21 protein-coding genes, 1 tRNA gene and 2 pseudogenes are annotated in these 25,947 nt (G+C 47.4%); 11 read left to right on the forward strand and 13 right to left on the reverse strand.

Annotation, left to right across the window (positions count from 1 at the left end; translation table 11 throughout):
- Positions 1 to 2 precede the first annotated feature (2 nt).
- Both L3Q72_RS14370 and L3Q72_RS14375 read right to left on the reverse strand, forming a co-directional pair.
- Positions 3 to 338, reverse strand: a complete 336-nt coding sequence (locus tag L3Q72_RS14370; protein WP_275130588.1) for a metalloregulator ArsR/SmtB family transcription factor — start codon at positions 336 to 338, stop codon at positions 3 to 5.
- A gap of 162 nt (positions 339 to 500) precedes the next feature.
- Positions 501 to 1,730 carry an HDOD domain-containing protein gene (locus L3Q72_RS14375; RefSeq protein WP_275130589.1) on the reverse strand — a complete coding sequence of 410 codons (1,230 nt, stop codon included), beginning with the start codon at positions 1,728 to 1,730 and terminating at the stop codon, positions 501 to 503.
- 208 nt (positions 1,731 to 1,938) lie between these two features.
- Here L3Q72_RS14375 and L3Q72_RS14380 point away from each other — a divergent pair, with 208 nt between their 5' ends.
- The 3 genes from L3Q72_RS14380 to L3Q72_RS14390 all read left to right on the forward strand — a co-directional run bounded on the left by L3Q72_RS14380 (position 1,939) and on the right by L3Q72_RS14390 (position 4,477).
- Positions 1,939 to 2,919, forward strand: a complete 981-nt coding sequence (locus tag L3Q72_RS14380) for an alpha/beta fold hydrolase (RefSeq protein ID WP_275130590.1) — start codon at positions 1,939 to 1,941, stop codon at positions 2,917 to 2,919.
- A 108-nt stretch (positions 2,920 to 3,027) separates the two neighbouring features.
- Positions 3,028 to 3,846, forward strand: a complete 819-nt coding sequence (locus tag L3Q72_RS14385; RefSeq protein ID WP_275130591.1) for a Cof-type HAD-IIB family hydrolase — start codon at positions 3,028 to 3,030, stop codon at positions 3,844 to 3,846.
- Between the two features lie 13 nt (positions 3,847 to 3,859).
- Positions 3,860 to 4,477: a DTW domain-containing protein gene (locus tag L3Q72_RS14390; RefSeq protein WP_275130592.1), complete on the forward strand. Its 618-nt coding sequence runs from the start codon at positions 3,860 to 3,862 to the stop codon at positions 4,475 to 4,477.
- 58 nt (positions 4,478 to 4,535) lie between these two features.
- Here the strand turns inward: L3Q72_RS14390 and L3Q72_RS14395 are convergent, their stop codons facing one another.
- From L3Q72_RS14395 to hemC, 5 genes are all read right to left on the reverse strand, one after another.
- Positions 4,536 to 5,564, reverse strand: a complete 1,029-nt coding sequence (locus tag L3Q72_RS14395) for a porin (protein WP_275130593.1) — start codon at positions 5,562 to 5,564, stop codon at positions 4,536 to 4,538.
- A 317-nt stretch (positions 5,565 to 5,881) separates the two neighbouring features.
- The gene (locus L3Q72_RS14400) at positions 5,882 to 7,063 is read right to left on the reverse strand and encodes a heme biosynthesis HemY N-terminal domain-containing protein (protein WP_275130594.1); all 1,182 of its coding nucleotides are present in this window, start codon (positions 7,061 to 7,063) and stop codon (positions 5,882 to 5,884) included.
- Positions 7,060 to 8,274, reverse strand: coding sequence for a uroporphyrinogen-III C-methyltransferase (locus tag L3Q72_RS14405; protein WP_275130595.1), 1,215 nt, complete (start codon positions 8,272 to 8,274; stop codon positions 7,060 to 7,062). Before L3Q72_RS14405 ends, L3Q72_RS14400 begins: the two co-directional genes overlap by 4 nt.
- The gene (locus L3Q72_RS14410) at positions 8,264 to 9,025 is read right to left on the reverse strand and encodes a uroporphyrinogen-III synthase (RefSeq protein WP_275130596.1); all 762 of its coding nucleotides are present in this window, start codon (positions 9,023 to 9,025) and stop codon (positions 8,264 to 8,266) included. The genes L3Q72_RS14405 and L3Q72_RS14410 overlap by 11 nt, the downstream gene beginning before the upstream one ends.
- A gap of 36 nt (positions 9,026 to 9,061) precedes the next feature.
- Positions 9,062 to 10,009 (reverse strand): hydroxymethylbilane synthase, encoded by a 948-nt coding sequence (gene hemC / locus L3Q72_RS14415; protein ID WP_275130597.1) that lies wholly within the window; start codon positions 10,007 to 10,009, stop codon positions 9,062 to 9,064.
- Positions 10,010 to 10,372: 363 nt separating this feature from the next.
- Here hemC and L3Q72_RS14420 point away from each other — a divergent pair, with 363 nt between their 5' ends.
- On the forward strand, positions 10,373 to 12,904 hold the full coding sequence (locus L3Q72_RS14420) for a class I adenylate cyclase (RefSeq protein ID WP_275130598.1): 2,532 nt from the start codon (positions 10,373 to 10,375) through the stop codon (positions 12,902 to 12,904).
- A 30-nt stretch (positions 12,905 to 12,934) separates the two neighbouring features.
- Here the strand turns inward: L3Q72_RS14420 and cyaY are convergent, their stop codons facing one another.
- Positions 12,935 to 13,249, reverse strand: a complete 315-nt coding sequence (cyaY, locus tag L3Q72_RS14425; RefSeq protein WP_275130599.1) for an iron donor protein CyaY — start codon at positions 13,247 to 13,249, stop codon at positions 12,935 to 12,937.
- On the opposite strand from cyaY, the pseudogene L3Q72_RS23425 reads away from it, so the two are divergent.
- From L3Q72_RS23425 to L3Q72_RS14460, 7 genes and pseudogenes are all read left to right on the forward strand, one after another.
- Positions 13,229 to 13,448, forward strand: a pseudogene (locus L3Q72_RS23425) (lipoprotein). The gene cyaY and the pseudogene L3Q72_RS23425 overlap by 21 nt on opposite strands.
- Positions 13,449 to 13,480: 32 nt before the next feature.
- Entirely contained in the window at positions 13,481 to 14,734 is a 1,254-nt protein-coding gene (lysA, locus tag L3Q72_RS14435; protein ID WP_275130601.1) for a diaminopimelate decarboxylase, read from the forward strand.
- An 11-nt stretch (positions 14,735 to 14,745) separates the two neighbouring features.
- On the forward strand, positions 14,746 to 15,576 hold the full coding sequence (gene dapF, locus L3Q72_RS14440) for a diaminopimelate epimerase (protein ID WP_275130602.1): 831 nt from the start codon (positions 14,746 to 14,748) through the stop codon (positions 15,574 to 15,576).
- A gap of 26 nt (positions 15,577 to 15,602) precedes the next feature.
- The gene (locus L3Q72_RS14445) at positions 15,603 to 16,307 is read left to right on the forward strand and encodes a DUF484 family protein (protein ID WP_275130603.1); all 705 of its coding nucleotides are present in this window, start codon (positions 15,603 to 15,605) and stop codon (positions 16,305 to 16,307) included.
- Positions 16,276 to 17,205, forward strand: a complete 930-nt coding sequence (gene xerC / locus L3Q72_RS14450; RefSeq protein ID WP_275132122.1) for a tyrosine recombinase XerC — start codon at positions 16,276 to 16,278, stop codon at positions 17,203 to 17,205. Before L3Q72_RS14445 ends, xerC begins: the two co-directional genes overlap by 32 nt.
- A 7-nt stretch (positions 17,206 to 17,212) precedes the next feature.
- Complete coding sequence (gene yigB, locus L3Q72_RS14455; RefSeq protein WP_275130604.1) at positions 17,213 to 17,929, forward strand: 5-amino-6-(5-phospho-D-ribitylamino)uracil phosphatase YigB; 717 nt, start codon at positions 17,213 to 17,215, stop codon at positions 17,927 to 17,929.
- A gap of 159 nt (positions 17,930 to 18,088) precedes the next feature.
- Entirely contained in the window at positions 18,089 to 20,572 is a 2,484-nt protein-coding gene (locus tag L3Q72_RS14460; RefSeq protein ID WP_275130605.1) for an EAL domain-containing protein, read from the forward strand.
- Between the two features lie 13 nt (positions 20,573 to 20,585).
- On the opposite strand, the pseudogene cobA reads toward L3Q72_RS14460, so the two are convergent.
- The 5 genes and pseudogenes from cobA to L3Q72_RS14485 all read right to left on the reverse strand — a co-directional run.
- Positions 20,586 to 21,359 (reverse strand): annotated as a pseudogene (gene cobA, locus L3Q72_RS14465) (uroporphyrinogen-III C-methyltransferase); the annotation flags it as partial.
- A gap of 1 nt (position 21,360) precedes the next feature.
- Positions 21,361 to 22,122 (reverse strand): phosphoadenylyl-sulfate reductase, encoded by a 762-nt coding sequence (locus tag L3Q72_RS14470; RefSeq protein WP_275130607.1) that lies wholly within the window; start codon positions 22,120 to 22,122, stop codon positions 21,361 to 21,363.
- Entirely contained in the window at positions 22,115 to 23,830 is a 1,716-nt protein-coding gene (gene cysI / locus L3Q72_RS14475) for an assimilatory sulfite reductase (NADPH) hemoprotein subunit (protein WP_275130608.1), read from the reverse strand. Before cysI ends, L3Q72_RS14470 begins: the two co-directional genes overlap by 8 nt.
- Positions 23,830 to 25,635 carry an assimilatory sulfite reductase (NADPH) flavoprotein subunit gene (locus L3Q72_RS14480; protein WP_275130609.1) on the reverse strand — a complete coding sequence of 602 codons (1,806 nt, stop codon included), beginning with the start codon at positions 25,633 to 25,635 and terminating at the stop codon, positions 23,830 to 23,832. The genes cysI and L3Q72_RS14480 overlap by 1 nt, the downstream gene beginning before the upstream one ends.
- Positions 25,636 to 25,793: 158 nt before the next feature.
- A tRNA-Ser gene (locus tag L3Q72_RS14485) sits at positions 25,794 to 25,884 on the reverse strand.
- Positions 25,885 to 25,947 lie beyond the last annotated feature (63 nt).

Consider the following 25,947-nt stretch of genomic DNA (forward strand, 5'->3'; position numbering starts at 1 on the left):
ACTTAAATGGCCGGGCGATCACTATATGCGTGCAATCTTTCAATATCTTGAAGGTATTGCTGTTTAAGACAATTAGATTCTTTCAGACCGCTGACTACCTTAAGCAGCCAGCCGGGTAGTGAGTCCGATACCTTGTACATCACCCACTGCCCTTTTCTTTCATCAACCAGTACCCCGGACTGCCTCAGCAAAGCTAGGTGACGGGATATTTTCGGCTGACTTTCATTCATTGCTTCTGTCAGTTCGCGAACACACAAGCCTTCTTCTCTAGCAATTAATAGCAGACAACGCAGACGCGTTTCATCTGACAGCATCTTGAAGAATTGGCTTGGCGACATATTTGCAAACTCGTATATATGGACATACGCATATCTTAGTTAAAAAAAAACGCGCGTCAAGCGACACACGTTCTTTGTCATCAATTCTTCATATTATACCAATCCTTGCTATTAGCGATTTTGCCTGCGCAATCACTGAACAGCTAATTACTGGTATTGGTATTAGGAAGAAGTCAGCATCGCCATATCCTGGCTCCACTTCTGTGCCTGACTCAGCTCAGTGCTCACATCTGTTAGCTCCAGGCCAAGCGCTTTACATTCCGATTCCAGTCCCAGCCAGTCAGCTCTTTCATAACACTCCTGCATTTTCAGCAGACTTCCGTATGCTCCAGCCCGCCAGATCAGTGCTTCTTTCGCGCTTTCCGGCAGTGGCAGATCAGCAACCAGCTCATCCAGAGTGCTGTCCAGAAGCGCATCCAGCATAGAGAAAAGCCCGATAATAAAGGCATTTTGTCTGTGCTCCCTGAATTTATCGTGGCGGCTCATTAACTGACAGAACTGAGCCCGCTGCATAGAGAGGCTGTAAAGTTCAAGCGGCTTTTCGGCAGAAATAAAAGAGGCCACCGCAAGGGAAACGAAGATCTTCAGCTTGTCCTGACCAAGGTAAACCAACGCCTGCTTAAAGGAGGTAATCGGCTCGTCAATACGCGGTGAGGCACTATTTACAAACCTCAGCAGCTTGTACGAAAGCGACACATCTTTCTCAAGGATACTTTCAACCTTGGTGTAGTTCACTTCCGGCTTAATCACCTCTTTTATCAGCTCCAGTGCCAAAACCTGATCCGGGCTGACATACTTCTGCTTGAGCATTTCCGGCTTGCTGAAAAAGAACCCCTGGAAAAAGCGGAATCCGGCCTCTTTTGCCGCATCAAACTCATCCTGGGTTTCCACCCGCTCAGCCAGAAATGACACATTCACTCCGCGCTCTCTCTGTTCGATCACATAGTCACAGGCATCATCAATCCCCATACGCATAATATCCAACTTAAGGATATGAACATAAGGCAGAAATTCGTCCCACTTGTAGTCATGGTTAAAGTCATCAAGTGCCACAACATAACCCGCCCGGTTCAGGTCTCGGACAGCCTCAAGCAGCTCTTTGGTTGGTTCACATGTTTCAAGAATCTCAATAACCACCTGCTCTTTAGGCAGAGTTTTAGGCAGCCCCTGAATAATGGAATCATAAGGAAAGTTGATAAAACACCGGGAGGTCTGAAAAGCGGGGTTTCTACCTACGGAAAGAAAACTCTCAGAAACCAGTCTGTAGGTCGCGCGATTCTCCCCGACACTGGTAGGAAAAGCGTTGTGTTCACCATCACGGAAGAGCAGTTCATACCCAATGGTCTGTTTACTTTTATTAAAAATCGGCTGACGGGCTACATATGTATACATATAGGCACTTTTATTTTCGGTTAATTGATACGGTTATAGAATAAGGCTTAAACACCCAATCTAGCAGAATTTGCTGAACTAATGTCACATAAAGCAAGCAGTTACGTGAGTAACTTCACATTGCAGATCTACTTGTATGTTTGGCTCAATAGCATCAGAATTAGCACTTTGTTAAGTATTGTATCTCAACCCACAGATGGCAAATTAAATGACGACCTGCTTTCGCTATAACCTGACCCGCGAAGAAAATTTCAGCCAGAAGATATCCGGCGATATCGCAGATCTCTGGGAAACGCGCAACGAAGGAAATGTAACCGGTTCTGCCGGAAAGAGCCTTTATTGGGTTTCGCTCACTTCTGAAAAGCATACCAAGGCCATTGTTGTGGTAAACGGGCGTGTGGAATCAGTCTGGAAATATCAGGAGCTGTTCTATGACCTGTTTCAGAACGGCTATGATGTCTACGCCTTTGACCACAGAGGTCAGGGGTTATCTGAGCGTACCATTGATGATGAGCATATCGGCCATGTGCATAGCTTCTCGGACTATGTTGACGATATGGCGATCATGGTCGACGCATTTGATTTAGGAAAGTATCAAAAAAGATTTCTGCTTGCTCACTCTATGGGCGGCGCTGTCATTACCCGGTATTTGCAGACTAAACCCGTGCGCGCTTTTCAGGCCTTTGCTGCCAGTGCTCCCATGTACGGCGTAAATATGGCCTGGCATCTCAAGCCCTTTGGTCTGTTCTTCACCCGGGTTCTGGCGATGACACATAAAGAGCCGGATTACGCCACCAAGAACAAACACTACTTTCCCAAGCCCTTTGAGAACAACCCGCTGTCACAGTGTGAAGTTCGCTATCGTTGGTTCCGGCAGCTTTATGAAACCATGCCGCAGCTAAAATTAGGCGGACCAAGTGCCCACTGGGCATGGCAGAGCCTGACTGCAGCAAAGCAGTGCATTAAAGATGCCCGCCGGCTTGAGGTTCCCTATCTGTTACTTCAGGCTTCTGACGATTCCATTGTCAGCAATGACGCGCAAAACCGCTTCTTTGCCAAACATAAGGCCGTTAGCAGTAAGAGCCGCATGGAAATCATTCCGGGCGCAAAGCACGAAATCTTTTTCGAGAAAGATGAATACCGGCAACCGGCCCTTAGCAAAATTCTCGGATTCTTCGATAAGTTCTAAAACGAAATAAACAGGGAAAAAGAGGAAAAGACACTTTACCCTCTTTTTTTGCTCCTATTTCTCATACACTATGTGCCATCTCTCCAGTCTCATATCAAAGGGGTTCAAATGACTGCTGTATCCGACTCAAAATTTAAAATCGTCGCTTCCGATCTCGACGGTACTCTGCTGGCCCCAAACCATCAGCTCAATGATTTTGCTAAACAGACACTATCAGACCTGCATGAAAAAGGATTAACCTTTATCTTTGCAACCGGCCGTCATCATGTTGATGTTTCAGGCATCCGTGAGCAGGCAGGTATCCCGGCATTTATGATCACCTCAAACGGTGCCCGTGTTCATGATCAGGAGAACAACCTGCTATACAGCAAAAACGTTGAAAGCCATATTGTTCAGCCAATTATTGATATTGTTAAAAAAGATCCGGAAATCAGAATCAATGTTTATCAGGATGATAAATGGTTTATCAGCCGTGAAGATGAGTTTATTAAGAAATTCCATAAGGACTCCGGCTTTGCCTATTCCGTCTTCGACACAGACAGTTCACCAACCGATGGCATTGCTAAGATCTTCTTTGTCTACCCGGATCACGAGCACCTGGTAAAGTTTGAAGAAGAGATTAATCAATCCTTCGGTGATCTGGTCAATGCTGCTTTCTCTACCCCTTTCTGCCTGGAAGTGATGGCGGCCGAAGTATCTAAGGGCGGAGCGCTGAAAGCCGTTGCTGAATCAATGGACTTAGCCCTGGATGACTGTATCGCCTTTGGTGACGGCATGAACGATGTGGAAATGCTGTCTATGGCGGGTAAGGGGCTGGTAATGGGAAGCGCCCATCAGAAGGTATTTAATGCCCTGCCGGATAATGAGGTTATCGGCACCAATGAGCACGACGCCGTGGCCCACTATCTGAGAGACAACCTGTTCTAAAGCGAACTGAGTTATGACTTCCCCAAAAAAGCCGGAGCCATGCACGGGCTGCGGCTTTCGTTATCAATGTATCTGCCCTCTTATCCCCGGCTTAGATCCAGACTGGCACCTGGCTCTGCTTACCCATCCCAATGAGTTAACCAGAGACACCAATACCGGCAAGCTGCTGGAGAAAATCCTGACTAATTGCCAAATCCATATCTGGGACAGAGTAAATCCACCAAAAGAGCTATTGCAGCAAATTAGCAGCGGTGAATATCAGCCGATCCTGCTGTTTCCGACGGAAGAGAGTATTCCTTTAGACGAGTACACCGGGAAATCCGCTCCCACCAAACCTTATCTGTTTATCATCCTGGACAGCACCTGGCAGGAAGCACAGAAAATGCTGAGAAAAAGCCCCTGGATTCAGGCGCTGCCTGCTGTGCATTTTTCAGGAGAACTTGAATCCGGATATCAGCTAAGAAGAAATCAAAAAAAAGGAAATTTGTGTACTTTTGAGGTTGGGGTGGAATTAATAAAGATACTTAACGGTAAGAAAGAGACTGAAAAGTTAACTGAATTTTTTAATCATTATTTATCCGTATTTAGTGCCGATAAAAGCGGACATGAATATACGCTAAAACAGCAATAAAAAATGCCCATTTTTAAAATGGGCATTTTTATTAATAACTATCAAATATCATCAGATATTAGAATGAGTATTTAGCACCGAATTTAAAGCCTGTTGACTCTTGCTCAACAGTGCCAACTTCAAGCGTACCAGTTTGCGCTACCAGGTAAGCTTTTACACTGTCAGTGAAGTTATAGTCAGCACCGATGTAAACCAGCTGAGCATCAACATCAGCGTTGTCCGCTTCACCCGTTACCATCTGGTAAGAACCATATACTGTTACTTTATCAATATCGTACTCGGCAACCAGTGAGTATGACTGACCGTCGTTTGATAGGTTTTCAATCTTATGCTCTACACCATCATTAATCTCAATAGACTTACCATCTTCGAAAGAAATAAAGGCTGCACCCAGACGTAACTCACCAAAGTGGATATCACCAGCCAGACCGATAGAGGAAGCGTTGTCACCATCTGCGCTGTAAGCAACTGCCGCAGAGAAGGAGTCTTCTACTGCATATTCAGCAGACAGAGCGTAGTTTGAATCATAATCTTCTGCTGAATCTGTTTCGTAGTTTGCAGAGAAGTTAAAGTTACCTACAGACTTCTTATAACGAATACCCTGGCCTTCAACTCCGCCCTGCTTGATTAGGTAAACATTGTCACCTTCACCAGCTTCCGCTTTTTCCAGAACACCAAAAGAGTTACCAGTGTCACCAAGAGAGATATTACCAATTGCAGCATGGTCATATTCAAATTTCACATCATCAAACTGCGCGTTTTTCTTATCATCCGAAGTGGAGTCGCCCATTTTAATAACGAAAGAACCGATAACTTTAGACGCCTCATCAACCTGATGAGTTGCTTTTAGCTCAACTTCCGCATCTGTTTTTACATGGAAGCCATCTTTTTCGTTTGCTGCCTTTTCATGCTTAACATAACCGTCGTCATCTTTTTCAACTACGTCTTTATCTGTAACATGACCAAATGCTTTCACCCAGCCACTCAGCTCAACGCTGTTAGAATCTTGGTTATAAATTTCTGCTGCCGATACAGAACCTGCAGCCAGCACCATTGGGATTGCCAGCGCGATAGGTTTCAATTTCATATTAATACCCTTTGTAAAATGCTTAGTTTTATTAAATCCAAATAACTTATATTTTTTATTTAGAACAGCAGACTATTTAATTTAAATATCACTCAAATATAGAATGCGACATAAATATCCACTGACTTTGGATACTATTTATTTAACGGACATTGAAAAGGAGTAAACTTTTACAAAATATTAATGCATGATAGATCTCTAACTTATGGCACTAATATTAGGCATTAATGTAAGAATTTATTTAATAAGAATATGGTACGCAAAAATAAAGCCAGCGTAATGCTAGCTTCAGAATAGTCATTTTAATTCACTTGCTATCAGGAGTTCACCAGAGTCAACGCCTGACGGGAAACATCATTGGCGGCCTGAGTCAGATCCTGCTTTTCAAGTGCTTTGGCAAGATAAGCGTAATCGGAAACATCCGCTCTGACAGAGAGTGCCTTTTCCAGATACTGCTGAGCTTCCGCCCACTTCTCTTCCCTTAGCTTAATCTGAGCAATGGCACTGTATGCGGTGGCGTTCTGTCCGTCGCTCTTAACGATTTTCTCAAGCAGTACCACCACAGGGTGCATATCCGGCAGATTAAGCTCAGGAAGCACTTCCACCAGCTCGTTGTCTTTATTTTTCTTCATGGTATCGCGAAGAATAATAAAGGCCTCAGAATCGGCTTTTCTTGTCATCAGCTGCTTAGCAAGACAAACCACCAACTGGGTTTTCTGCTTCTCTTTACGGGAAAGGGCAGAATTCCAGTGCGATAGCAGACCTTCGCTGCCTTCCTGCTGAGCAAGGTCCTCCATCAGGCCGCATTGCCCCTTAAGGAACAGCTCTTCTCTCTCTTTATGACCGACAAGGTTTGCCTTCTCCAGCTTATGCAGCATATCCAGCAGAGGCTTCCACTGACCCAGCTTCACATAGCAGCTTTTCAGCAGGTTAAGGATCACCGGATTGGTCGGGTGAGTGGCCTTCAGCTCAGTAAGAACATCCAAAGCCAGATCATAACGTTCACTCCGGGCAAACTGTCGCGCTTTAGTTAGCTGTACAGCCAGACCAGAGCTTCCCTGCTTATCAGCAAGCTCCAGATATCTTTCACGCTTCTCTTCATTACCCATCTCCTGAGCAGCCTCAGAAGCAATCAGGTAACACAGCAGCGGCATATCATGGTGATTGGCCCAGCGGGTAACATTCTTCTCAGCACCCTTCCAGTCACCTTCCATCAGCTTCACAATACCTTCGTTGGTATGAAGCCGCGCCTTGCGCATCTTTCTGGCACTAAACCAGTTCAGGGTAAAGCTTGTGGCGTAAAGTGTTTTCTTAATCAGGTATTCCAGGCCAAAAAGCACCGCCAGCAAAGCAACGATAAACACCACCATAGTGGTTACGCTCATCTCTATGGTCTTATCCGCTATGGAAATAAGCACATACCCCTGCTGACCGGAGTACTGAGTCCCCAGGAACAGACCTAAGCCGAGAACGGCAAAGAGGAAAATAGCTCGAATCATTCTTTCTCCTCCATGGTCATACTTGTCACTTCACGGCGCAGCCTTTCGTTAATCACATCTGACAACGCTTTTTGTGAAACCAGTTTAACCGGGTAGTTAACCTGAATGTCCTTGCCACCAAGATCCTGCAGTGCTCTGCTGAACTGCGCGACTGAAGGGTCATCCAGCTTAAAGAACTGCTTAGCCCACTCATTAGCGACTTTAAGTGACGTTTTATATACCTCGCCATTTTCGTTATAAACCGCCCTTACCGCATTTTCGATCTTACCTTTGATATTCTCTTTCAGGTAATAGTGCTGCTTAGGCGACAGAAGCGGAATTACGTTACCGTCACGGGTGCGGAAGGTAATAAACTCCTCGGAGAAATCCTTCAGAGAGGTCATCAGGTTTTCCTGCCAGTCATTGATATCTTCAGAGATAACTGCTTCTTCAGCCACCGGAGCATCAGGAAGAATCGCATTTGCCAGTGGCAGTCGGTCCACCAGCTCCTGAAGCTCTGTCAGACGAATTGCCAGACCATCTTTATCAATCAATGGCACAGCTTTCAGTGCAACAATATCCTTGGTCATCTCTTTGCGCAGAGGAACCAGGCTAGGATCATTGAGTGCAGAAATTCGCTGATCAGCGCTTTCCATCAACAGAGTGGCACTTTCCACATCCTTTTCCAGGAAGAGCTTGCGGCCAGCCAGTTTAACCAGGTAGTCAGCTTCCGCCAGTAGCCAGTCATTTGGGCGACGGCCTTTGATATCGGCGATAGCAAGCTGAATGCTCTTAATGCTTTCATGCTGCTGACCAAACTGCGTTTCTGTTTTGTTATCCAGATTCTGCAGTTGCTTGCTTACCGTGTTTTTGGTTTCAGCCATTTTCTGATTCAGCTGAGAATTGAGCTGATTGACCTGAGCGCTAAGTGCTTCAACCTGAGCCTGATACTGAAGCGCCTGCTGGTTTGAGAGATAAGCCGCACCACCACCAACAAAAAGAGACAGCACTATTGCCAGCGTCGCCAGCTTAACGCCACGCTTACCTTGCTTCTCTTCAAATTTGATTTCAGGAGTGGATGCCGGCTCTGGCTGGCTGACAGAATCAGCAGAGTCAGTTGCAGAATCAGCAGAAGTCGATGAAGTTACTTGCTCTTCCTGTTGCGAAGTCTCTTCAGGCTGAACGTCATTTTTGTTTTCTGATTCAATATTCTCGTTATTTTTACTTGTCATCTGTATGTCCTATCTTCAATAACGATTGTATCGTTGCTAATAGATCGGGGTTGGAGGCACTCCCCGTCGCTTTCACATTACAAAAGCCTAGATCGGATGCCATAGCTGCGATTCGTGCGCTTGGCACCATTAAAAGTTGAGCAAAAAGCCAGTGATGTCTGGTTGCCGGTATTGAGTTTGTCAGAATCGAGAGTTGTTCCGCACTGGTAACAACAATATGGTCTACCCCTCTTCGCTTCCATTCCTCTGCTTTAGAGTGTCCATCAAAAGTCACCGCCTGACGTTGGTATACTTCACAATAATGAACAGTCGCACCCTTTGCAGACAGCTGAGAACGGATTAGCTCTCTGCCACCGTTCCCTCTTAATATCAGCACACTCTTACCGGCTACATTCTGCAGTTGCGGTAATTCCAGCAAGTTTTCACTATCACTGACTATTGGGTAGTGTACTGTTTGTTGCACACACTTGCTGAGTTTGTCGGCCGTTTTTTGACCAACGGCAAGATATATCGGCTTATCCGGCCAACTATGAGACTGGCTTTTCAAAGCAGTGTCAGCCCACTCAACCGAAGGCTTGCTCACTGCTATTACAATATCAGCAGCATTTATCCGGTCAAATAGTTCATCAATAGATATTCCGGCACGAAATACAATCAGAGGGTGGGAAATCGCACTGATGCCAGCTTCCTTTAGCTGGCAGCATAGCGCTTCACCATCAGGGTCAGGGCGTGTCACCAGTACCGTACTCATTCGCCCCGCCTTTATTTCATCGTTGTCAGAATCAACTTAGTCGTGTTCACAGTAGAGCTTTTCAAGGATCTCTTTAGCACCCTGGTCCAGCAACTGCTTTGCCAGTTCTACGCCCAGAGCTTCTGCATCGGTTCTGTTACCACGGATTTCACCACGGATAATCTCAGAGCCATCCGGTTCACCCACCAGCGCGCGTAGCCAGATTTGGTCGCCATCCAGTAAAGCGTAACTGCCAATCGGCACCTGACACCCGCCCTCAAGGGTCAGGTTCATTGCACGTTCACAGCGGACTCTGTCTGCAGTATCAGCATCGTTAAGCGGTTCAAGCAGCTTCTTCAGCCTTTCATCATTCAGGCGGCACTCAATGCCTACTGCACCCTGACCTACTGCCGGAAGAGACTGCTCAGGCTCAATAAAGCTTCTGATTCGTTCTTCAAGCTCCAGGCGTTTCAGACCTGCCGCTGCCAGAATAATTGCGTCATAGTCACCCGCATCCAGCTTGCCAAGGCGAGTACCCACGTTGCCACGCAGCTCTTTGATAACCAGATCAGGACGCGCTTCTTTTAACTGACACTGACGGCGCAGGCTGCATGTGCCCACCACCGCCCCTTGAGGCAGTTCATCCAGATTGTTATAAGTATTAGAGACAAAAGCATCTCTCGGGTCTTCCCTTTCACAAATAGTGACAAGGCCCAGGCCTTCAGGGAAATCGACAGGGACATCCTTCATTGAATGCACGGCAAGGTCCGCCCTGCCTTCCAGCATGGCAACTTCAAGCTCTTTTACAAACAGGCCTTTACCGCCCACCTTGGCTAAAGGAGTATCAAGAATCACATCTCCCTTAGTCACCATAGTAACCAGTTCTACTTCCAGACCAGGATGAGCTGCCTGCAAAGCATCTCTCACATAATAAGCCTGCCATAAGGCAAGAGGACTTTTTCTTGTCGCTATTCTGATTGGTTGATTTGTAATTGTTTCGGACATGCTTTTTTCTTTTCCAGAATCTGATTTATGTAAAGACAATTGTGCAATCCTAACACTCTATTCCCTTCGGATTCACCTATAGATCTTAGGACTGATATAAAGCACTACTATTTGCTGCTATAAGTAAAAATAATGTGATGGAAATCCCAATTGTGGTTTACACTATTATTAGTGATCCCTAAAAAAGTAGAGACTGTTTTCACGCCAGTAAGGTTAATGTTTCATTTTGTTGAAATTTTCGCCCTGGTTCGCATTTTCTTTACAAATTGGGCGAAAAGTGTTAGTTTGATCACGTTTTGTTGGCCATAAAGTCTAAAAATAAAACAAAACCTGAACGAGAACTTATCAATCAAGGAATACCTCTTGCAGGCTTATACCAAGACCATCATTAGCAGGTTAGACAAACTCAACCAGCAACGTGTTGAGCGCGCGCTAGCACTTATGAATGTGCAAAGCCAGCAGGTATTCAATTTCATTCCTGTTCTGTTCCATTACAACGATCCGCAATTCCCGGCTTATTACGATAAAGAAGTGCCTTATGGTATCTATGGCTTTGAACCAGATGTCGTACAGCAGCAGTTTATCGATCAAATCTGCATTACCAGGCAGGATGAACTACAAAGCGCCGACAAGCCCGGAATACTTGCCCTGTACACCATGGGCAGTACCTCTTCTATTGGTCAGAGTACATCAAGCGATCTCGATATCTGGGTTTGTGTCTCTCCATCAATGAGCAGTGAAGCCCGTTCGCACCTGAGCAATAAATGCCTGATGATTACAGAGTGGGCAAAAAGCTTTGGTGTTGAAGCTAATTTCTTCTTAATGGACGAAGAGCGCTTCCGCAGCAACCAGTCTGAAGAGCTGAGCGGTGAGAACTGTGGCTCCTCTCAGCATCTGCTGCTGCTTGATGAATTCTACCGTTCCGCTGTCCGCCTGGCCGGTCAAAGACTGCTTTGGCAAATCGTACCGCCGGAAATGGAAGACTGCTATCAGGAATACCTTGCTCAGCTTTGCCAGTCTGGCAGCATTGATTGCAGCGAATGGATCGACTTCGGTGAATTAAACCGGATTCCGGCTGAAGAGTACTTCGGCTCAAACCTATGGCAACTTTATAAAAGCATAGATTCACCGTATAAATCTGTACTTAAGGCTATCCTGCTGGAAGCCTACTCCTGGGAATACCCGCACACCCAGCTTCTGAGTATCGACTACAAACGTCGTTTTTTTGCGCACGACCCTGACCTGTACAGCATGGATGCCTACTATCTTATGCTGGAAAAGGTGACCCGCTACTTAGAGCGAATCAGAGATACCAAACGACTGGACCTTGTCCGTCGCTGCTTCTACCTGAAGACACACGAAAAACTTTCCCGAGAACCGGGCATTGGCTCTGTTGAGTGGCGCAGAGAAGCTCTGACTGAAATGACCCAGGCGTGGGGCTGGGATGAAACCGTTATCAGAGAGCTTGATGACCGCCGTAACTGGAAAGTAAAACAGGTAAAAGTAGTTCACCACGGCCTGCTGGATGCTTTGATGCAGAGCTACCGCAATCTTATCCAGTTTGCACGACGCAACGACATTACTTCTTCCATCAGCCCGCAGGATATCAGCATCCTGGCGCGTAAACTGTACGCCGCATTCGAAGTATTACCGGGCAAGGTAACTCTGCTGAACCCACAAATTTCACCGGACTTACACGAGTCTGACCTGAGCTTTATTCAGGTGCGTGAAGGCAGAACCAATCCGGCAGGCTGGTATCTGTATAAGCAGCCGCTTATTGCCAGTGAAATCATTGGTCAGCCGTATCTGGAACACAACGTTTACCTGAGTAAGCTTGTTGCCTGGTCCTTCTTTAACGGCCTGATTACCGAATCCACAAGACTGCATTCCGTGGTTCGCAATGCCGATCTGGATATCGACAAGTTCTACCAGATGGTAAGCGACCTGCGTAATACCTTCTCACTGCGTAAACGCCGCCCGACTATGCAGGCTCTGGGCAGCCCGTGTGAGATCAGCCAGCTGGCCATGTTTATCAACTTTGAAAAAGATCCAACGGTGACGCTTACCCCTAAGGCTCTTAAAGCAGATTTGCAGAACGTAGATATTTTCAGCTTTGGTGAAAACAGCAAAAGCTTAGTCGGCAGTGTAGACCTTGTTTACAGAAATTCCTGGCATGAAGTGCGTACCCTGCATTTCACAGGTGAAACCGCCATGCTTGATGCGCTGAAAACCGTGCTTGGTAAGATGCATCAGGATGCACTGCCACCTGAGTCGGTGGACGTATTCTGTTACAGCAAGAACCTGCGCGGCATTATGCGCAACAGTGTTTATCAGCTGCTGGCTGAATGTATCGACCTGAGACTGAAACCTGTCGAGCCACAGAAGCGCAGAAGATTTAAAGCCATCAAAGTCGGCAAAGAGATGTTTGGCCTCTTCTTCGAACGTCGCGGTGTATCGGTTCAGAAACTGGAAAACTCCGTCGACTTCTATAAGAGCATTTCCACCAACAAACTTCAGGGCTCTCCGCTTTCCATGCTGGACAAGGAGCAGGATTACCACATGCCTGAAGTGGTGGATAACTTCGCCAGCGAAGGTCTGGTTCAGTTCTTCTTCGAAGATACAGAGATCGGCTTTAATATTTATGTATTGGATGAAGTAAACGAAGTAGAGGTTTATCACCAGTTCAACGGTGATAAAGACGAAATGATCAGCAGCGTAAACAACTTCTACACGTCGAACACAGATGATGATGAAGAAGAAGGAAGTAACCTGATTAACTTTAACCTGCCGCAGTTCTATCAGATAGTGAACAATGATGACGGCAGTGAACAGGTTGTCCCGTACAGAAATGACGGCGCCCACCCGGTAAAGTCATCACAGGTGGTTAATGCTTAAGGAGTCTGGCTCCTTAAGCAGGGAAACTTCTTAGCTCCACTCAATCTCTTCAGCGGAATATTTTTCACATTCCTCTTTTACCATTGCAAAAAACTCAATTCCGGTTTTCGAGCAAATCCACTGCTCACCATTGAAAGAAAAATGGAATCCGCCCGATTTAGAAGCAAGCCAGATCTCCTGCATTGGCTCCTGCTTATTGATAACTATCTGACTTCTATCATCAAATTCCAGCGTCAGTACATTACCGACCGTTTCATAATCAATATCGGCTCCGGACTCATCAATCGCTTCTTCAATTCTGTTGAACTCTTCATCAGCTAATTCATGGTATTCAGTTGCATTCATCCTGCTCTATCCTATTGCTTTTCTTATCTGTAGTGCGATTATAGGGGGCATTGAATTAATAATCACGATATGTACTATGAAAAAAATTCTTGCAGCACTATGCCTGACATCCATTCTGGGCCTGGCCGGATGCGGAAACACAGGTCCTTTATATATGCCCGAAGATGCGCCACAGAAAGAGCAGACGCAATCTCAATAGAACAATATCGCTAATTGGTAGGAAACACGACTTTGGATTATTTTAATTATCAGGATGATGGCCAGCTATGGGCCGAAAACGTCCCACTAGAACAAATTGCTCAGCAATACGGTACACCACTTTATGTATATTCACGCGCGACTCTTGAGCGCCACTGGAATGCATTTGATAAAGCCGTTAGCGAACATCCGCACCTGGTCTGTTATGCAGTAAAAGCAAACGGCAACATTGGTGTACTGAATGCACTGGCTCGTCTGGGCTCTGGCTTTGATATCGTATCAGGCGGTGAGCTTGAGCGTGTTATCGCAGCTGGTGGTGATGCATCTAAAGTTGTTTTTTCCGGCGTTGGTAAAACAGAAGCCGAAATGAAGCGCGCTCTGGAACTGAAGATTAAGTGTTTCAACGTTGAATCAGAGCCGGAACTGGAACGCCTTAACAAGGTTGCCGGCGAGCTGGGTGTTAAAGCGCCTATCTCTCTGAGAATCAACCCGGACGTAGACGCAAAAACGCACCCTTATATTTCTACCGGTCTGCGTGACAACAAGTTCGGTATCGCTTTTGACAGAGCAAGAGAAGTTTATAAGTTTGCAGACAGCCTTGAGTTTATCGAGGTTCATGGTATCGACTGCCATATCGGTTCACAGCTGACAGAGATTGAACCCTTTATCGATGCCACTGACCGACTGCTGGCACTGATCGATGCTCTGATTACTGATGGTATTCATATCAAGCACCTGGATGTTGGTGGTGGTCTTGGTGTTATCTACCGTGACGAACTGCCTCCTCAGCCATCCGATTACGCAAAGGCGCTGCTTGCACGCCTTGAGAATCATCCTGAGATTGAGCTGATCTTCGAACCAGGCCGCGCTATCGCAGCTAACGCCGGCGTTCTGCTGACTAAAGTAGAATTCCTCAAGCACACTGAATTTAAGAACTTCGCTATTGTTGATGCAGCGATGAACGATCTGATGCGCCCTGCACTTTACTCTGCATGGCAGGAAATCGTACCTGTAACACCTCGTGAAGGTGAAGCAAACACTTACGATATCGTTGGCCCTGTATGTGAAACCGGCGACTTCCTCGGCAAAGACCGCGAACTGACACTTGAGCAGGATGACCTGCTGGCCGTTCGTTCTGCCGGTGCTTATGGCTTTACCATGTCTTCAAACTATAACGCCAGAGTAAGAGCGGCTGAAGTTATGGTTGATGGTGATGCGGTTCACCTGATCAGAGAACGCGAGAAGATTTCAGATCTTTGGAATCTGGAACACCTGCTACCGGAGTAAAATAAACCACTATGCATTTCCATTTTTCTAAAATGCACGGGCTGGGTAATGACTTTATGGTCGTTGACTGCATTACCCAGAACATCTTCTTTTCTCCGGATTTGATCCGCCGTCTGGCGGATCGCAATACAGGCATCGGTTTTGATCAGCTTTTGGTTGTCGAAGCTCCTTATGACCCGGAAACAGACTTCCACTACCGTATTTTCAATTCTGACGGTGGTGAAGTTGAGCAGTGCGGAAACGGCGCACGCTGTTTCGCCCGCTTTGTCAGAATGAAAGGCCTGACAAATAAGTACAGCATTGATGTCAGCACCAAGAAGGGCAAGATTGTCCTGAAGGTGGAAGAGAATGACCTTGTGACCGTCAATATGGGTGAACCGGTTTTTGAACCGGGCAAGATTCCTTTTAAGGCCAAAAAGGAAGAGAAAACCTATATCCTTCGCGCTGACGAACATACTCTGTTTTGTGGAGCGGTCAGCATGGGCAACCCGCATGTGGTTACTGTGGTTGATGACGTAGACACCGCAGATGTTGAAACGCTTGGTCCTCTGCTTGAGTCTCATGAGAGATTCCCCCAGCGTGCCAATGCCGGATTTATGCAGGTAGTAAGCCGTGAAGAAATACGTCTGCGTGTATACGAACGTGGTGCAGGTGAAACACAGGCTTGTGGTACAGGCGCATGTGGCGCAGTTGCTGTTGGTATCGTTCAGGGTCTGCTGGATAACAAAGTAAAAGTTAACCTGCCAGGCGGCGAACTGACCATACAGTGGGAAGGCCCGGGTCATCCGCTTTATATGACTGGACCTGTAGCCCATGTTTTCGATGGCCAGATCTCCTGCTAACCCAACAGATCAAAAGAGGACATATTGTGTCTCAGATAGAAGCGGGCGCTTTATCCGCTGAAATTGTAGAAGAGTATTTAAGAGATCATCCGGACTTTCTCAAGAACAGACCGGCACTGATCGAAAAGCTGTCCCTGTCTCATAAAGAGCAGGGAGCTGTCTCTCTGGTAGAGATTCAGCTTCGCAGACAAAGAGAAAAAATCGCCGAACTGGAAGAAGAGATCACTCAGCTGATGTCTCTTGCGGCTAAAAACGATAAAACCTTTTACGAGTTTATGGAGCTGCAGGAGCAGGTTCTGAAATGCTCAACGGTTAATGAGCTGATCACCGCCGTTGCGCAGAAAGCAGCTTCTCTTGGCCTTAAAGGCTATGTTCGCCTGATAGACAGCCCGGAAAAGGCACACTACCTGAGCTACGATAACTGGCACAGTTTTGCAGCCAGCCACTTCAATGGCAAAGATGCGTACCTGGGAAGACTGAGAAAAGCAGACCGTGAACTGCTGTTTGGTAATGAGAGCGTCCCTGAGCTTGGCTCCTATGTGGTTCTGTCACTAACCAAGCATAAGCCTCTGGGCGTTATCGCATTCTCCAGCGAAGATGGCGGCCACTTTCAGCCAAATATGGACACCCTGTTCCTGAAACACCTTGCGCTGACGGTTTCTCACCTGGTTTCCTGCATGACATCAAGTTGTGGGGACACTGACCATGTCATCGAACAAACCCCTGCCTGATAGTTTAAGCGCTTCTCTGGAGCGCTTTCTCGAATATCTCAGAGCTGAGCGAGGGCTTAGCCAGCATACGATAAAGAACTACCGGCAACAGCTTGAAATCATTAGTCAGCTCTTTCATGAAAGAGGTTTAGAGCACTGGGAAGACATAGATCCCAGTTGGGTCCGGCACCTGGTTACTCTGTGTGTAAAACAGGATATAAAACCCAGCAGCATTTCCACCCGCCTCTCTTCCCTGAGAAGTTTCTTTGACTACCTGATCTTACAGGGCGAACTCTCTGCCAATCCGGCAAAAGGTATTAGCGCGCCAAGAAAAGAGAAAAGACTGCCTAAAAATATAGATGTGGATTCCGTTAATCAGTTGCTCGAAGTAGATGAAAGCGATCCGCTGGCCGTCCGTGACAGAGCTATTATGGAGCTGATGTACGGAACCGGTCTGCGACTGGCAGAACTGGTGGATATCAACCTTAAAGATATTCACACTCAGAAAGATGAGCTACGGGTTGTGGGTAAAGGAAATAAAGAACGTAAGGTTCCTTTTACCGGTTATGCCAGAGAGTGGGTCAGCAAGTGGCTGAAAGTTCGCCCCGCTCTGGTAAAGGATGCCGATGAGCCTGCACTGTTTCTCTCAAAACTCGGCCGCCGGATCTCGCACCGGAATATACAGAAAAGAATGGAAGAGTGGGGATTAAAGCAAGGCGTTGCCAGCCATATTTCCCCGCACAAACTACGCCACTCCTTTGCAACACATATTCTGGAATCCAGCGGAAACCTCAGAGCAGTTCAGGAACTGCTGGGGCATGAGAACATCTCAACCACTCAGGTTTATACGCACCTGAATTTCCAACACCTGGCTCAGGAATACGATAAAGCCCATCCCCGAGCAAAGAAAAACAAGTGAAACCACTATGCTGATATACCGAAGCCCTAAGCCAGTTAAGGCCATGACATTTGATCTGGATGACACACTCTACGACAACAAGCCCGTTATCCAGAATGTAGAACGAGAAATGGTTAAGTGGCTTCACACCCATCACCCGGTTTCGTCAACGATTCCGGTCACCCACTGGCAGCAGATAAAAAGGGAGATAGCCTTAGCTAACCCTGAAATATGCCATGATGTGACGCTCTGGCGCCAGACTCAGATTCAGGAAGGACTGACCCGTTTAGGCTATGCTCAGGAGCAGGCTGAAAATGCGGCTAAGGATGGTATCGAGCATGCGTTATGGCTGCGAAATCAGGTAGATGTTCCATGTGAAACACATGAGGTTATGGAAAAACTGGCCAGCAAAATCCCCCTTATCGCCATTACCAATGGCAATGTTGACCCGGAGAAAATCGGTATTGCTCACTACTTCCGCCAGGTATATAAAGCAGGCCCGGACGGAAAAGCCAAACCTTTTTCAGATATGTTTGATTTAAGCGCAGCACACCTGAAGATAAACCGGGAAAACATTCTGCATGTTGGCGATCACCTGAGAACCGACGTGTGCGGTGCTAAAAATGCAGGCTTTCAGGCTTGCTGGACCAACTACTCGGGTCAGACCATCAGGGATACAAAAAAAGCCCGTATACTGCCCGATATAGAAATTTGTGACCTGTCCGAGCTTCTTGCTTTAGTCTGATACTACGTATTGTTTAAAAATGCGACACCAGTAATGACTCAATACTGACAATTTCATACAATGTTCGTAACAAACTAGAACTAAGATTCTAGGGTTTTACTAAGATTAAATTTATTTCCCCCGAAGAAAGATAACGTCAGACAGGTATCAAAGTAAGTAATGCGCAACTTTTCATTCATCGTTGCCGATGAACAACAACTGCTGGACAGCTTAAACAAGCTGGATCTGAGTCCGGCGAATACATACCTGATCCAGATATGCTCCACTCAGGGTGCGGAGCATGGATTGGCGTTCAGCGAAATTATCCGTTCAGAGCTTACCACTGCAACGGTGATCGGACACAGTACCAGCAACTATATTTATAACGCGGAAATCAAAGAACACGGAAGCCTGATTCTTATCACCGAGTTTACCGATACCAGGCTCACTTCCGCTCTGATCCCCATATCCGAAAACCAGACTCAGGATAGCCTGTCCCTTACTGACCGGCTGGCTATGTCGTCCGAAACCAAAGCGGTTATCAGCTTCGCCGATGGGATTACCTCCAAAGACCGGGCTCTGTACAGCAGTTTCGATGCATTGCAGAACGAAGTGCCTGTCGCGGGCGGTGCAGCACAGCAGAATGCTCACGGCACCTGGGTATTACTAAACAGCCAGATAGCAAAGCACGCCGTGGCTGCTGTTGCTTTACACGGAGATAAGCTGAGTATCTGGCATGGCGGTTTTATCGAATGGAACCCTGTCGGGCGCTTTTTCGAAGTGACTGAAGTGGAAGGGAATGCCGTTGTTAGCCTGAATAACCAGCCCTGTTACGATGTTTACAGGCACTACCTTGCGGAAGATAAGTCACTTAGCATTTATGATCTGAATAGCTTTCCTCTGATGTTAGGAAACCGGACACGGCAAAACGTCTTTGTTCCCACCCGGATTTTACCCGATGGCGCTATCGAGTTTAATGAGCCATTGACGGTTGGAGATAAGGTTCGTTTTAGCTATAACCACCCTTCTCTGACTCTGGAACAGGTTCAGAACGAAGCAGAACAACTTGTTGTCGACCTGCCGGACATCCTGTTTATTTACAACTGCTCTTCCCGGTTAAACTTTGCAGAAAGCAATAACGAGTTAAAAGCATTTCAGGCCGTAGCACCAACACAGGGAAGTTATTTTGCAGCCGAGCTCTGCAGGACAAATCAGCAGTATATTTTACATCATAGCCTGACTTATCTTGCCCTGAGGGAAGGTGAGCCAGATGTAAACCGGGTGGAACGTAGCAAGCAAGACACGAAAAGAGACAAAATATCGCCTCTGTTTTCTCTGATTCACAACGCCATTGCTGATGCTGACAAGATGCACTCCAGCATGGAGCTCAGGCTGAAAGAACAGACCAGAAAACTGACGGAGAGCTATCGTGTCGACCTCCGGACTTCTCTTCCTAACCGGGTAGCTCTGCGGGAAAGGCTGCAAAAGATGCGCCTCAACGACCATCTGGTCACGATGAAGCTGACTAACTTCCGGCAGATCAACGAAAAATATGGCTACCAGATAGGCGATCAGTTACTGCGTGAGCTTAGCCAATTTGGAAGCCGCTATTTTGAGTCCCGCTTCCCGGGTAACTATATCTTCAGTATCGGCGTCGGTGAGTGGGCGCTAGTGCTTAAATCTGATGCGACAACCTCATCCATTAAGCGCGAGCTTTACGAGTTCACCGAAAAACTGGAACACATAGACTTTAAACCAGAAGGGATATCCGAGATGGATTACCTTTCTGTCTCCCTGAATACTGGTTTAATCAGCCGCCGGGATTATCCCGAACTGTCTGTAGATGAAATGCTGATAAAGTCCATTGAGGCCAGACGCTGGGCAAGAATCAACAATCACCATGTCTGCAACGCCAAACAGCTGGAGCCGGAGAATGATAAGCGTCAGTCTCAACTGAACTGGTTGTCCTGTGTCAGCAAAGCCATTATCAGTAACAACGTACTGACCTATGCTCAGCCTATCGTAGAGGCGAATAGCCATAAAGAAGTGGCTTGTGAGTGCCTGGTCCGGATAAAAGATGGTGAAAGACTGATCTCTCCGGGACAGTTTCTGCCGATAATCGAAGGCACTCATCTGTATACCCGCTTAAGCAGGCAGATGATCACCAATACCTTCTCTCTGATGAAAGAACGTCAGGAGGCCTTTTCCATCAACCTGTCGCCTCAGGATATGCTCAGTGACAAGACCATTAAGATTCTTGAGCAATACCTGCTGGCCTTTGATGACCCTTCCCGGGTAGGCCTGGAAGTGCTTGAATCCCAGCAGATACACGATTATGGCCGTATGATTGAGGTCTGTAATCACCTGAAAAACCTTGGCGCACGGATCATTGTCGATGACTTTGGCTCAGGCTACTCAAATATCGATGAGATAATCAAACTTGAACCTCAGGTGATCAAGATTGACGGCAGCCTGATTAAGAATATCGATACCGATCCAAGGCAAAGGAAGGTAACACAGACCATGATTCAGCTCTGCAAGGTGGTTGGAGCAACAACCGTTGCCGAGTTTGTCCACAACGAGCAGGTGTGCAAAATAGCAGAAGATCTGGGAGTGGACTTCCTTCAGGGATACTACTTTGGCGAACCGACTCTGCTGGGCTAAACAAAAACAGCGTTTAGCCGAAGCCGGCCACTGCCTGTACCGGTTCATATACCTGTGCGGCAGTGCCAAACCAGTGTAATTTCTCTGAAAGTGTGACCACCTCTCCAATCACTATCAGAGAAGGCGAACTGGCTAATTGCGCCATTTCCGCTAACTGATACAGCTCACCGGTAATCACCTTTTGCTGCTTCTGTGTGCCACGCTCAATAATCGCGATTGGCGTCCGGGCATCACGTTTATGCAGCAAAAGCTGCTCCTGAATATAAGCGGCCTTCATCAGTCCCATATAAATGACCAGAGTCTGCTTACCCCGCGCCAGAGTAGACCAGTCAAGCTTATCTCCGTCTGGCTTCTGATGTCCGGTGATAAACATAGCGGTCTGAGCACAATCGCGATGAGTCAGCGGGATACCCGCGTATGCGGTTGCTCCGGCTGCAGCGGTAATGCCCGGAACGACCTGGAACGAAATGCCCGCATCAGCCAGAACTTCCAGCTCTTCACCACCGCGGCCAAAAACAAAGGGGTCTCCGCCTTTTAAGCGCACTACCCTTTTACCCGTTCCGGCAAACTTAACCAATAAGCGGTTGGTCTCCTCCTGCAGCACACTATGATGCCCGGCGCGCTTGCCGACACAGACTAACTCTGCATCGCGGTTTACCAGCGCCATCACTTCATCTGAGACCAGGTAGTCATACAGCACCACCTCTGCCTTTTGCATAAATTTCAGCGCACGAAGGGTCAGCAAATCAGCATCTCCCGGGCCGGCGCCAATCAGGACAACTTCGCCTTTAAATTCCTGAACCATTGATCTCTCCGCTATCTTCATGCAAGCCACACTCTCGTTTAAGACCAAAAAACCGGGTCTCTTCTTCACTCATACCCGGCTCCCACTTCTGAGTGGTGTGAGTATCCCCCACCGAGAGGTAGCCCTGATCCCACAATGGATGGTAAGGCAGCTCATTCTCTTTCAGATAGTAATGAACATCCTTATTAGTCCAGTCGACCAGCGGCAAGAACTTAAATACTCCGTTTTGTATAGCCAGGACCGGCAGCTTCGCTCTCGAGCCTGACTGCTCCCGGCGAAGCCCTGAAAACCAGGTTCCGGCCTTTAGCTCATGCAGGGCACGGCGCATGGGCTCAACCTTGTTCAGGCGGTTGTACTTCTCAAGCCCCTCAATCCCCTGTTCCCATAAGCGGCCATGGCGCGCTTCCTGCCAAACCGGACTGGTATCAGCCCGAAAAACCTTAAGGTTAAGGCTCAGGCGTTCGCTAAGCTCATCGATAAAACTGTAGGTTTCAGGAAACAGATACCCGGTGTCAGTCAGGATAACCGGGGTATCCGGCCTTTCCTGAGTGACCAGGTGCAACATCACAGCCGCCTGGATACCAAAGCTGGAACTCAGGACAAACTCACCCTCAAGCTTATCAAGAGCCCACTGAACTCTTTGCTGAGCACTTAACTGCTCCAGCTCTGAATTCACTTGCGCAAGGCGAAGCGTTTGCTCCTCTTTCGGCAGGGCGCTCAGCTCCGCCAGACCAAAATCAGGCATGGAAATCCCTCCATGATACAAACACTTCATCAACAATCTGTTTGCGGATAACGAAGTCACCAAAGGCTTCATTCTGGTTACGCTCTTTGGACCAAAGCCCTATCAGAGTATCCAGCTCCTGCAGGATCTGTTTGTCGGTTATGTTTTCTTTATACATTTTCGGAATTCGGGTTCCGGCAGTATTACCGCCTAAGTGCAGGTTGTAACGACCAGGCCCTTTTCCAACCAGACCAACTTCTGCCAGCATGGCGCGTCCACAACCATTCGGACACCCTGTGACCCTGAGGATTATGTGCTCTCCATTTACCCCGTACTTATCCAGCAGACCTTCGACCTCAGTAACAAACTCTGGCAGAAAACGTTCAGCTTCCGCCATCGCCAAAGGGCAAGTAGGAAAAGACACGCATGCCATAGAGTTCTTTCTCTGCTCACTGACCGCCTCATCCAGCAAACCATACTGGCGCGCCAGTGCCTCAATAGCGGCTTTGTTTTCTGCCTCTACACCCGCAATAATCAGGTTCTGGTTGGCCGTCATCCGAAAATCACCGCTATGAACTTTGGCGATCTCAGCCACTCCAGTTTTCAGAGGCTTCCCCGGATAGTCCAGCAAACGGCCATTCTCGATAAACAGAGTCAGATGGTGCTTACCATCAATGCCTTCAAGCCAGCCAATCTGATCACCACGTCCGGTAAACTCATAGGGACGACTTGCACCAAAGGTCACTCCAGCCCGTCTTTCCACCTCTTGTCTGAAGGTGTCAATTCCCACGCGATCCAGTGTGTATTTGGTTTTGGCATTTTTACGGTTCGAACGGTTGCCCCTGTCTCTCTGGGTTGTCACCACTGCTTCAGCAACGGCCAGAGTGTGCTCAAGCGGGATAAAGCCAAAGTCATCCGCCCTGCGCGGATAAGTGGAGGTATCACCATGAGTCATTGCCAGACCACCGCCAACCAGCACATTAAAACCAACCAGCCTGCCTTCTTCTGCGATGGCAACAAAGTTAAGATCATTAGCATGCACATCCACATCGTTCTGAGGCGGTATTACCACTGTGGTCTTAAACTTACGGGGAAGATAGTTACTACCCAGAACCGGCTCTTTATCGCTCTCCTCGATTTTCTCACCATCCAGCCAGATTTCGGCATAAGCGCGGGTTTTAGGCAGCAGATGCTCACTGATCTTAGCCGCCCACTGGTAGGCTTCCTGGTGCAGTTCTGACTCAACCGGATTTGAAGTACAGAGAACATTGCGGTTTACATCACCCGCTGTGGCGATGGAATCTATACCTATCCTGTTCAGAGTCTGGTGCATCTTCTTAATGTCAGGCTTCAGTACACCATGGAACTGAAATGTCTGGCGGGTCGTCAGACGGATACTGCCGTACATGGTGCTCTCCTGAGCAAACTTATCGATCGCCAGCCACTGCTGCGGAGTGATAACGCCTCCCGGCATACGGGCACGCAGCATCACGTTATGCAGAGGCTCCAGCTTCTGCTTTATGCGCTCAGCTCTGATATCTCTGTCATCCTGCTGGTACATGCCATGGAAGCGGATCAGCTGGAAGTTGTCTGCGCTGAAACCACCCGTCATATGATCATTAAGATCTTCAGTGATCGTGCCTCGCAGATAGTTACTTTCCCGTTTAAGACGCTCATTATCAGACAGCGGCCCTAATACCTGACCCAATACTTCTTGTTGTTCACTCATTAGTAGACATCCTTCTGATAACGTTTATCTTTACGCAATTGATTTACAAACTGTTCTGCTTCTTCGCGGCTCTTCCCACCCTGTTTCTCGGCTATATCAATCAGGGCTGTATTTACATCCTTAGCCATTCTTCCTGCATCGCCGCACACGTAGATGCAGGCGCCATTTTCAATCCACTCCCAGACTTCTGATGCGTGTTCCAATAAACGGTCCTGTACATACACCTTCTCTTGCTGGTCACGGCTGAAGGCAACATCCATACGGGTTAAAGCGCCCGATTTAAGGTACTTCTGCCATTCCACCTGATACAGAAAGTCTTGGGTAAAGGTTCTGTCGCCAAAGAAGAGCCAGTTCTTGCCAGAAGCGTCACGGTTGTCCCGCTCCTGAATAAAGCTCCTGAATGGGGCAATACCGGTTCCCGGCCCGACCATGATGACTGGTGTGCTGTCGTCTGCAGGTAGTTTGAAGTTGGAGTTAGATTCGATAAAGACGTCGACAGTCTCACCTTCCTCAAGGCGCTGAGCCAGATAACCGGATGCCCCACCAATGCGCTGCTCGTCTCCGTGGCTGTACTCAACAAGCCCTACGGTCAGGTGTACCTCTTCTCCAACCTCTTCCTGACTTGAAGCAATGGAGTACAATCGGGGAGTCAGGCGGCGAAGTAAACCGGTAAGCTGTTCAGCACTCAGGCTTGTCTTCTTTTCTGCCAGCACATCGATAATCTGGGTGTTTGCAGCATACTCACGCAGCTTATCCTTATCGCTGATAAGCTTTTCAAGCCGCTTGCTGCCAGAAAGCTCAGCGTATTTAGTCACTAGCTGCGGGTTGGCCACCGTAATCTCATACTTTTCGATCAGCGCCTGTTTTAAAGAAATAGACTCATCATCGACAGTAATCTGCTCATCGTCTGTCAGACCGGTTTTTGCAATAATGGCCTCTGCCAGTGACGCATCATTTTTATACCAGACACCCAGAGCATCTCCCGGCTGGTAAACAAGCCCGGAGTCTTCCAGATCCAGTTCAATATGACGAACATCTTTAGTGGAGTTTCTTCCTGTGATTTTCTGACTTGCCAGCAAGCTTGCTGAGTATGGATTTTGCTTACTGTAGCTTGTCTTAGCCTGAACCGCTTGTGGAGCTTCAGCCGCTGCCGTACCCTTACTCAGAGTCTCTTTCACTCTTTGAAGAGCCGTATCACTCCAGGCTGCCGCATCAGAGTTGTAGTCAACATCACAGTCAATACGCTCAATAAAAGGCTCTGCACCCAGCTTTGAAAGGAAGTTGTCGAAGTCTTTACCTGTCTGACAGAAAAACTCATAGCTGGAATCACCAAGCGCCAGAACACCGTATTTCAGGTTATTCAGCTTAGGTGCTTTTTTAGATTGCAGGAATTCATGAAACTCCATGGCATCATCCGGAGCTTCACCCTCACCATTTGTAGAAGCAACAATGATCAGATGCGTCTCTTTCGCCAGATTCTTAGGCTTGTAGTCTCCGGCAGAAAACAGAGCCACAGGAATACCCTGCGAAGCCGCTTGCTGCTCTAAAGCTTGTGCAACACTTTTAGCATTACCGGTTTGAGAGGCATAAACAATGGTTAGCTTTCCTGCCTGCCCGGAAGAAGGTAAAGAACCGGCCACAGGCTGCGCAGAGCCACCAGAAACCTGAGACTGACCAATCCCCCAAAGATAGCCACTTAACCAAGCAGACTGCTGCGAAGAGAGCCCTGTTGTTAGCTGCTGTAGCAGCTCAAACTGCTTATCCCCGATTGGAGCGATTCCCGCCGGGAGTTCCTTAATAGACATGACACGATATTCCTGTTGAATTGCTTCGTGTCAGATTACCTATTTATCAGCATAACAAAAAAGAATAATAGATTATCTTTTAAAACCAAAAGGTATATAGAAGAGGAGGATTGCCAAAATGCAAAAAGCCCGCTGATTTCTCAGCGGGCTTTTTAATGTGGCGGAGAGATAGGGATTTGAACCCTAGATACGCTATTAACGTATGCCGGTTTTCAAGACCGGTGCTTTCAACCACTCAGCCATCTCTCCACAATTTTTTCTATCCAAAGTCTTACCCTGACCGCTTTGGACGTTAAATTGTTTCTGTAACGC

The sequence above is a fragment of the Vibrio sp. JC009 genome (genome assembly GCF_029016485.1).
Taxonomy (GTDB): Bacteria; Pseudomonadota; Gammaproteobacteria; order Enterobacterales; family Vibrionaceae; genus Vibrio.

Bases quoted from the DNA above. Each gene is read 5' to 3' on its own strand.
- L3Q72_RS14370 (WP_275130588.1), bottom strand. From the start codon at position 338: ATGTCGCCAAGCCAATTCTTCAAGATGCTGTCAGATGAAACGCGTCTG.
- L3Q72_RS14375 (WP_275130589.1), bottom strand. From the start codon at position 1,730: ATGTATACATATGTAGCCCGTCAGCCGATTTTTAATAAAAGTAAACAG.
- L3Q72_RS14380 (WP_275130590.1), top strand. From the start codon at position 1,939: ATGACGACCTGCTTTCGCTATAACCTGACCCGCGAAGAAAATTTCAGC.
- L3Q72_RS14385 (WP_275130591.1), top strand. From the start codon at position 3,028: ATGACTGCTGTATCCGACTCAAAATTTAAAATCGTCGCTTCCGATCTC.
- L3Q72_RS14390 (WP_275130592.1), top strand. From the start codon at position 3,860: ATGACTTCCCCAAAAAAGCCGGAGCCATGCACGGGCTGCGGCTTTCGT.
- L3Q72_RS14395 (WP_275130593.1), bottom strand. From the start codon at position 5,564: ATGAAATTGAAACCTATCGCGCTGGCAATCCCAATGGTGCTGGCTGCA.
- L3Q72_RS14400 (WP_275130594.1), bottom strand. From the start codon at position 7,063: ATGATTCGAGCTATTTTCCTCTTTGCCGTTCTCGGCTTAGGTCTGTTC.
- L3Q72_RS14405 (WP_275130595.1), bottom strand. From the start codon at position 8,274: ATGACAAGTAAAAATAACGAGAATATTGAATCAGAAAACAAAAATGAC.
- L3Q72_RS14410 (WP_275130596.1), bottom strand. From the start codon at position 9,025: ATGAGTACGGTACTGGTGACACGCCCTGACCCTGATGGTGAAGCGCTA.
- hemC (WP_275130597.1), bottom strand. From the start codon at position 10,009: ATGTCCGAAACAATTACAAATCAACCAATCAGAATAGCGACAAGAAAA.
- cyaY (WP_275130599.1), bottom strand. From the start codon at position 13,249: ATGAATGCAACTGAATACCATGAATTAGCTGATGAAGAGTTCAACAGA.
- dapF (WP_275130602.1), top strand. From the start codon at position 14,746: ATGCATTTCCATTTTTCTAAAATGCACGGGCTGGGTAATGACTTTATG.
- yigB (WP_275130604.1), top strand. From the start codon at position 17,213: ATGCTGATATACCGAAGCCCTAAGCCAGTTAAGGCCATGACATTTGAT.
- L3Q72_RS14460 (WP_275130605.1), top strand. From the start codon at position 18,089: ATGCGCAACTTTTCATTCATCGTTGCCGATGAACAACAACTGCTGGAC.
- L3Q72_RS14470 (WP_275130607.1), bottom strand. From the start codon at position 22,122: ATGCCTGATTTTGGTCTGGCGGAGCTGAGCGCCCTGCCGAAAGAGGAG.
- cysI (WP_275130608.1), bottom strand. From the start codon at position 23,830: ATGAGTGAACAACAAGAAGTATTGGGTCAGGTATTAGGGCCGCTGTCT.
- L3Q72_RS14480 (WP_275130609.1), bottom strand. From the start codon at position 25,635: ATGTCTATTAAGGAACTCCCGGCGGGAATCGCTCCAATCGGGGATAAG.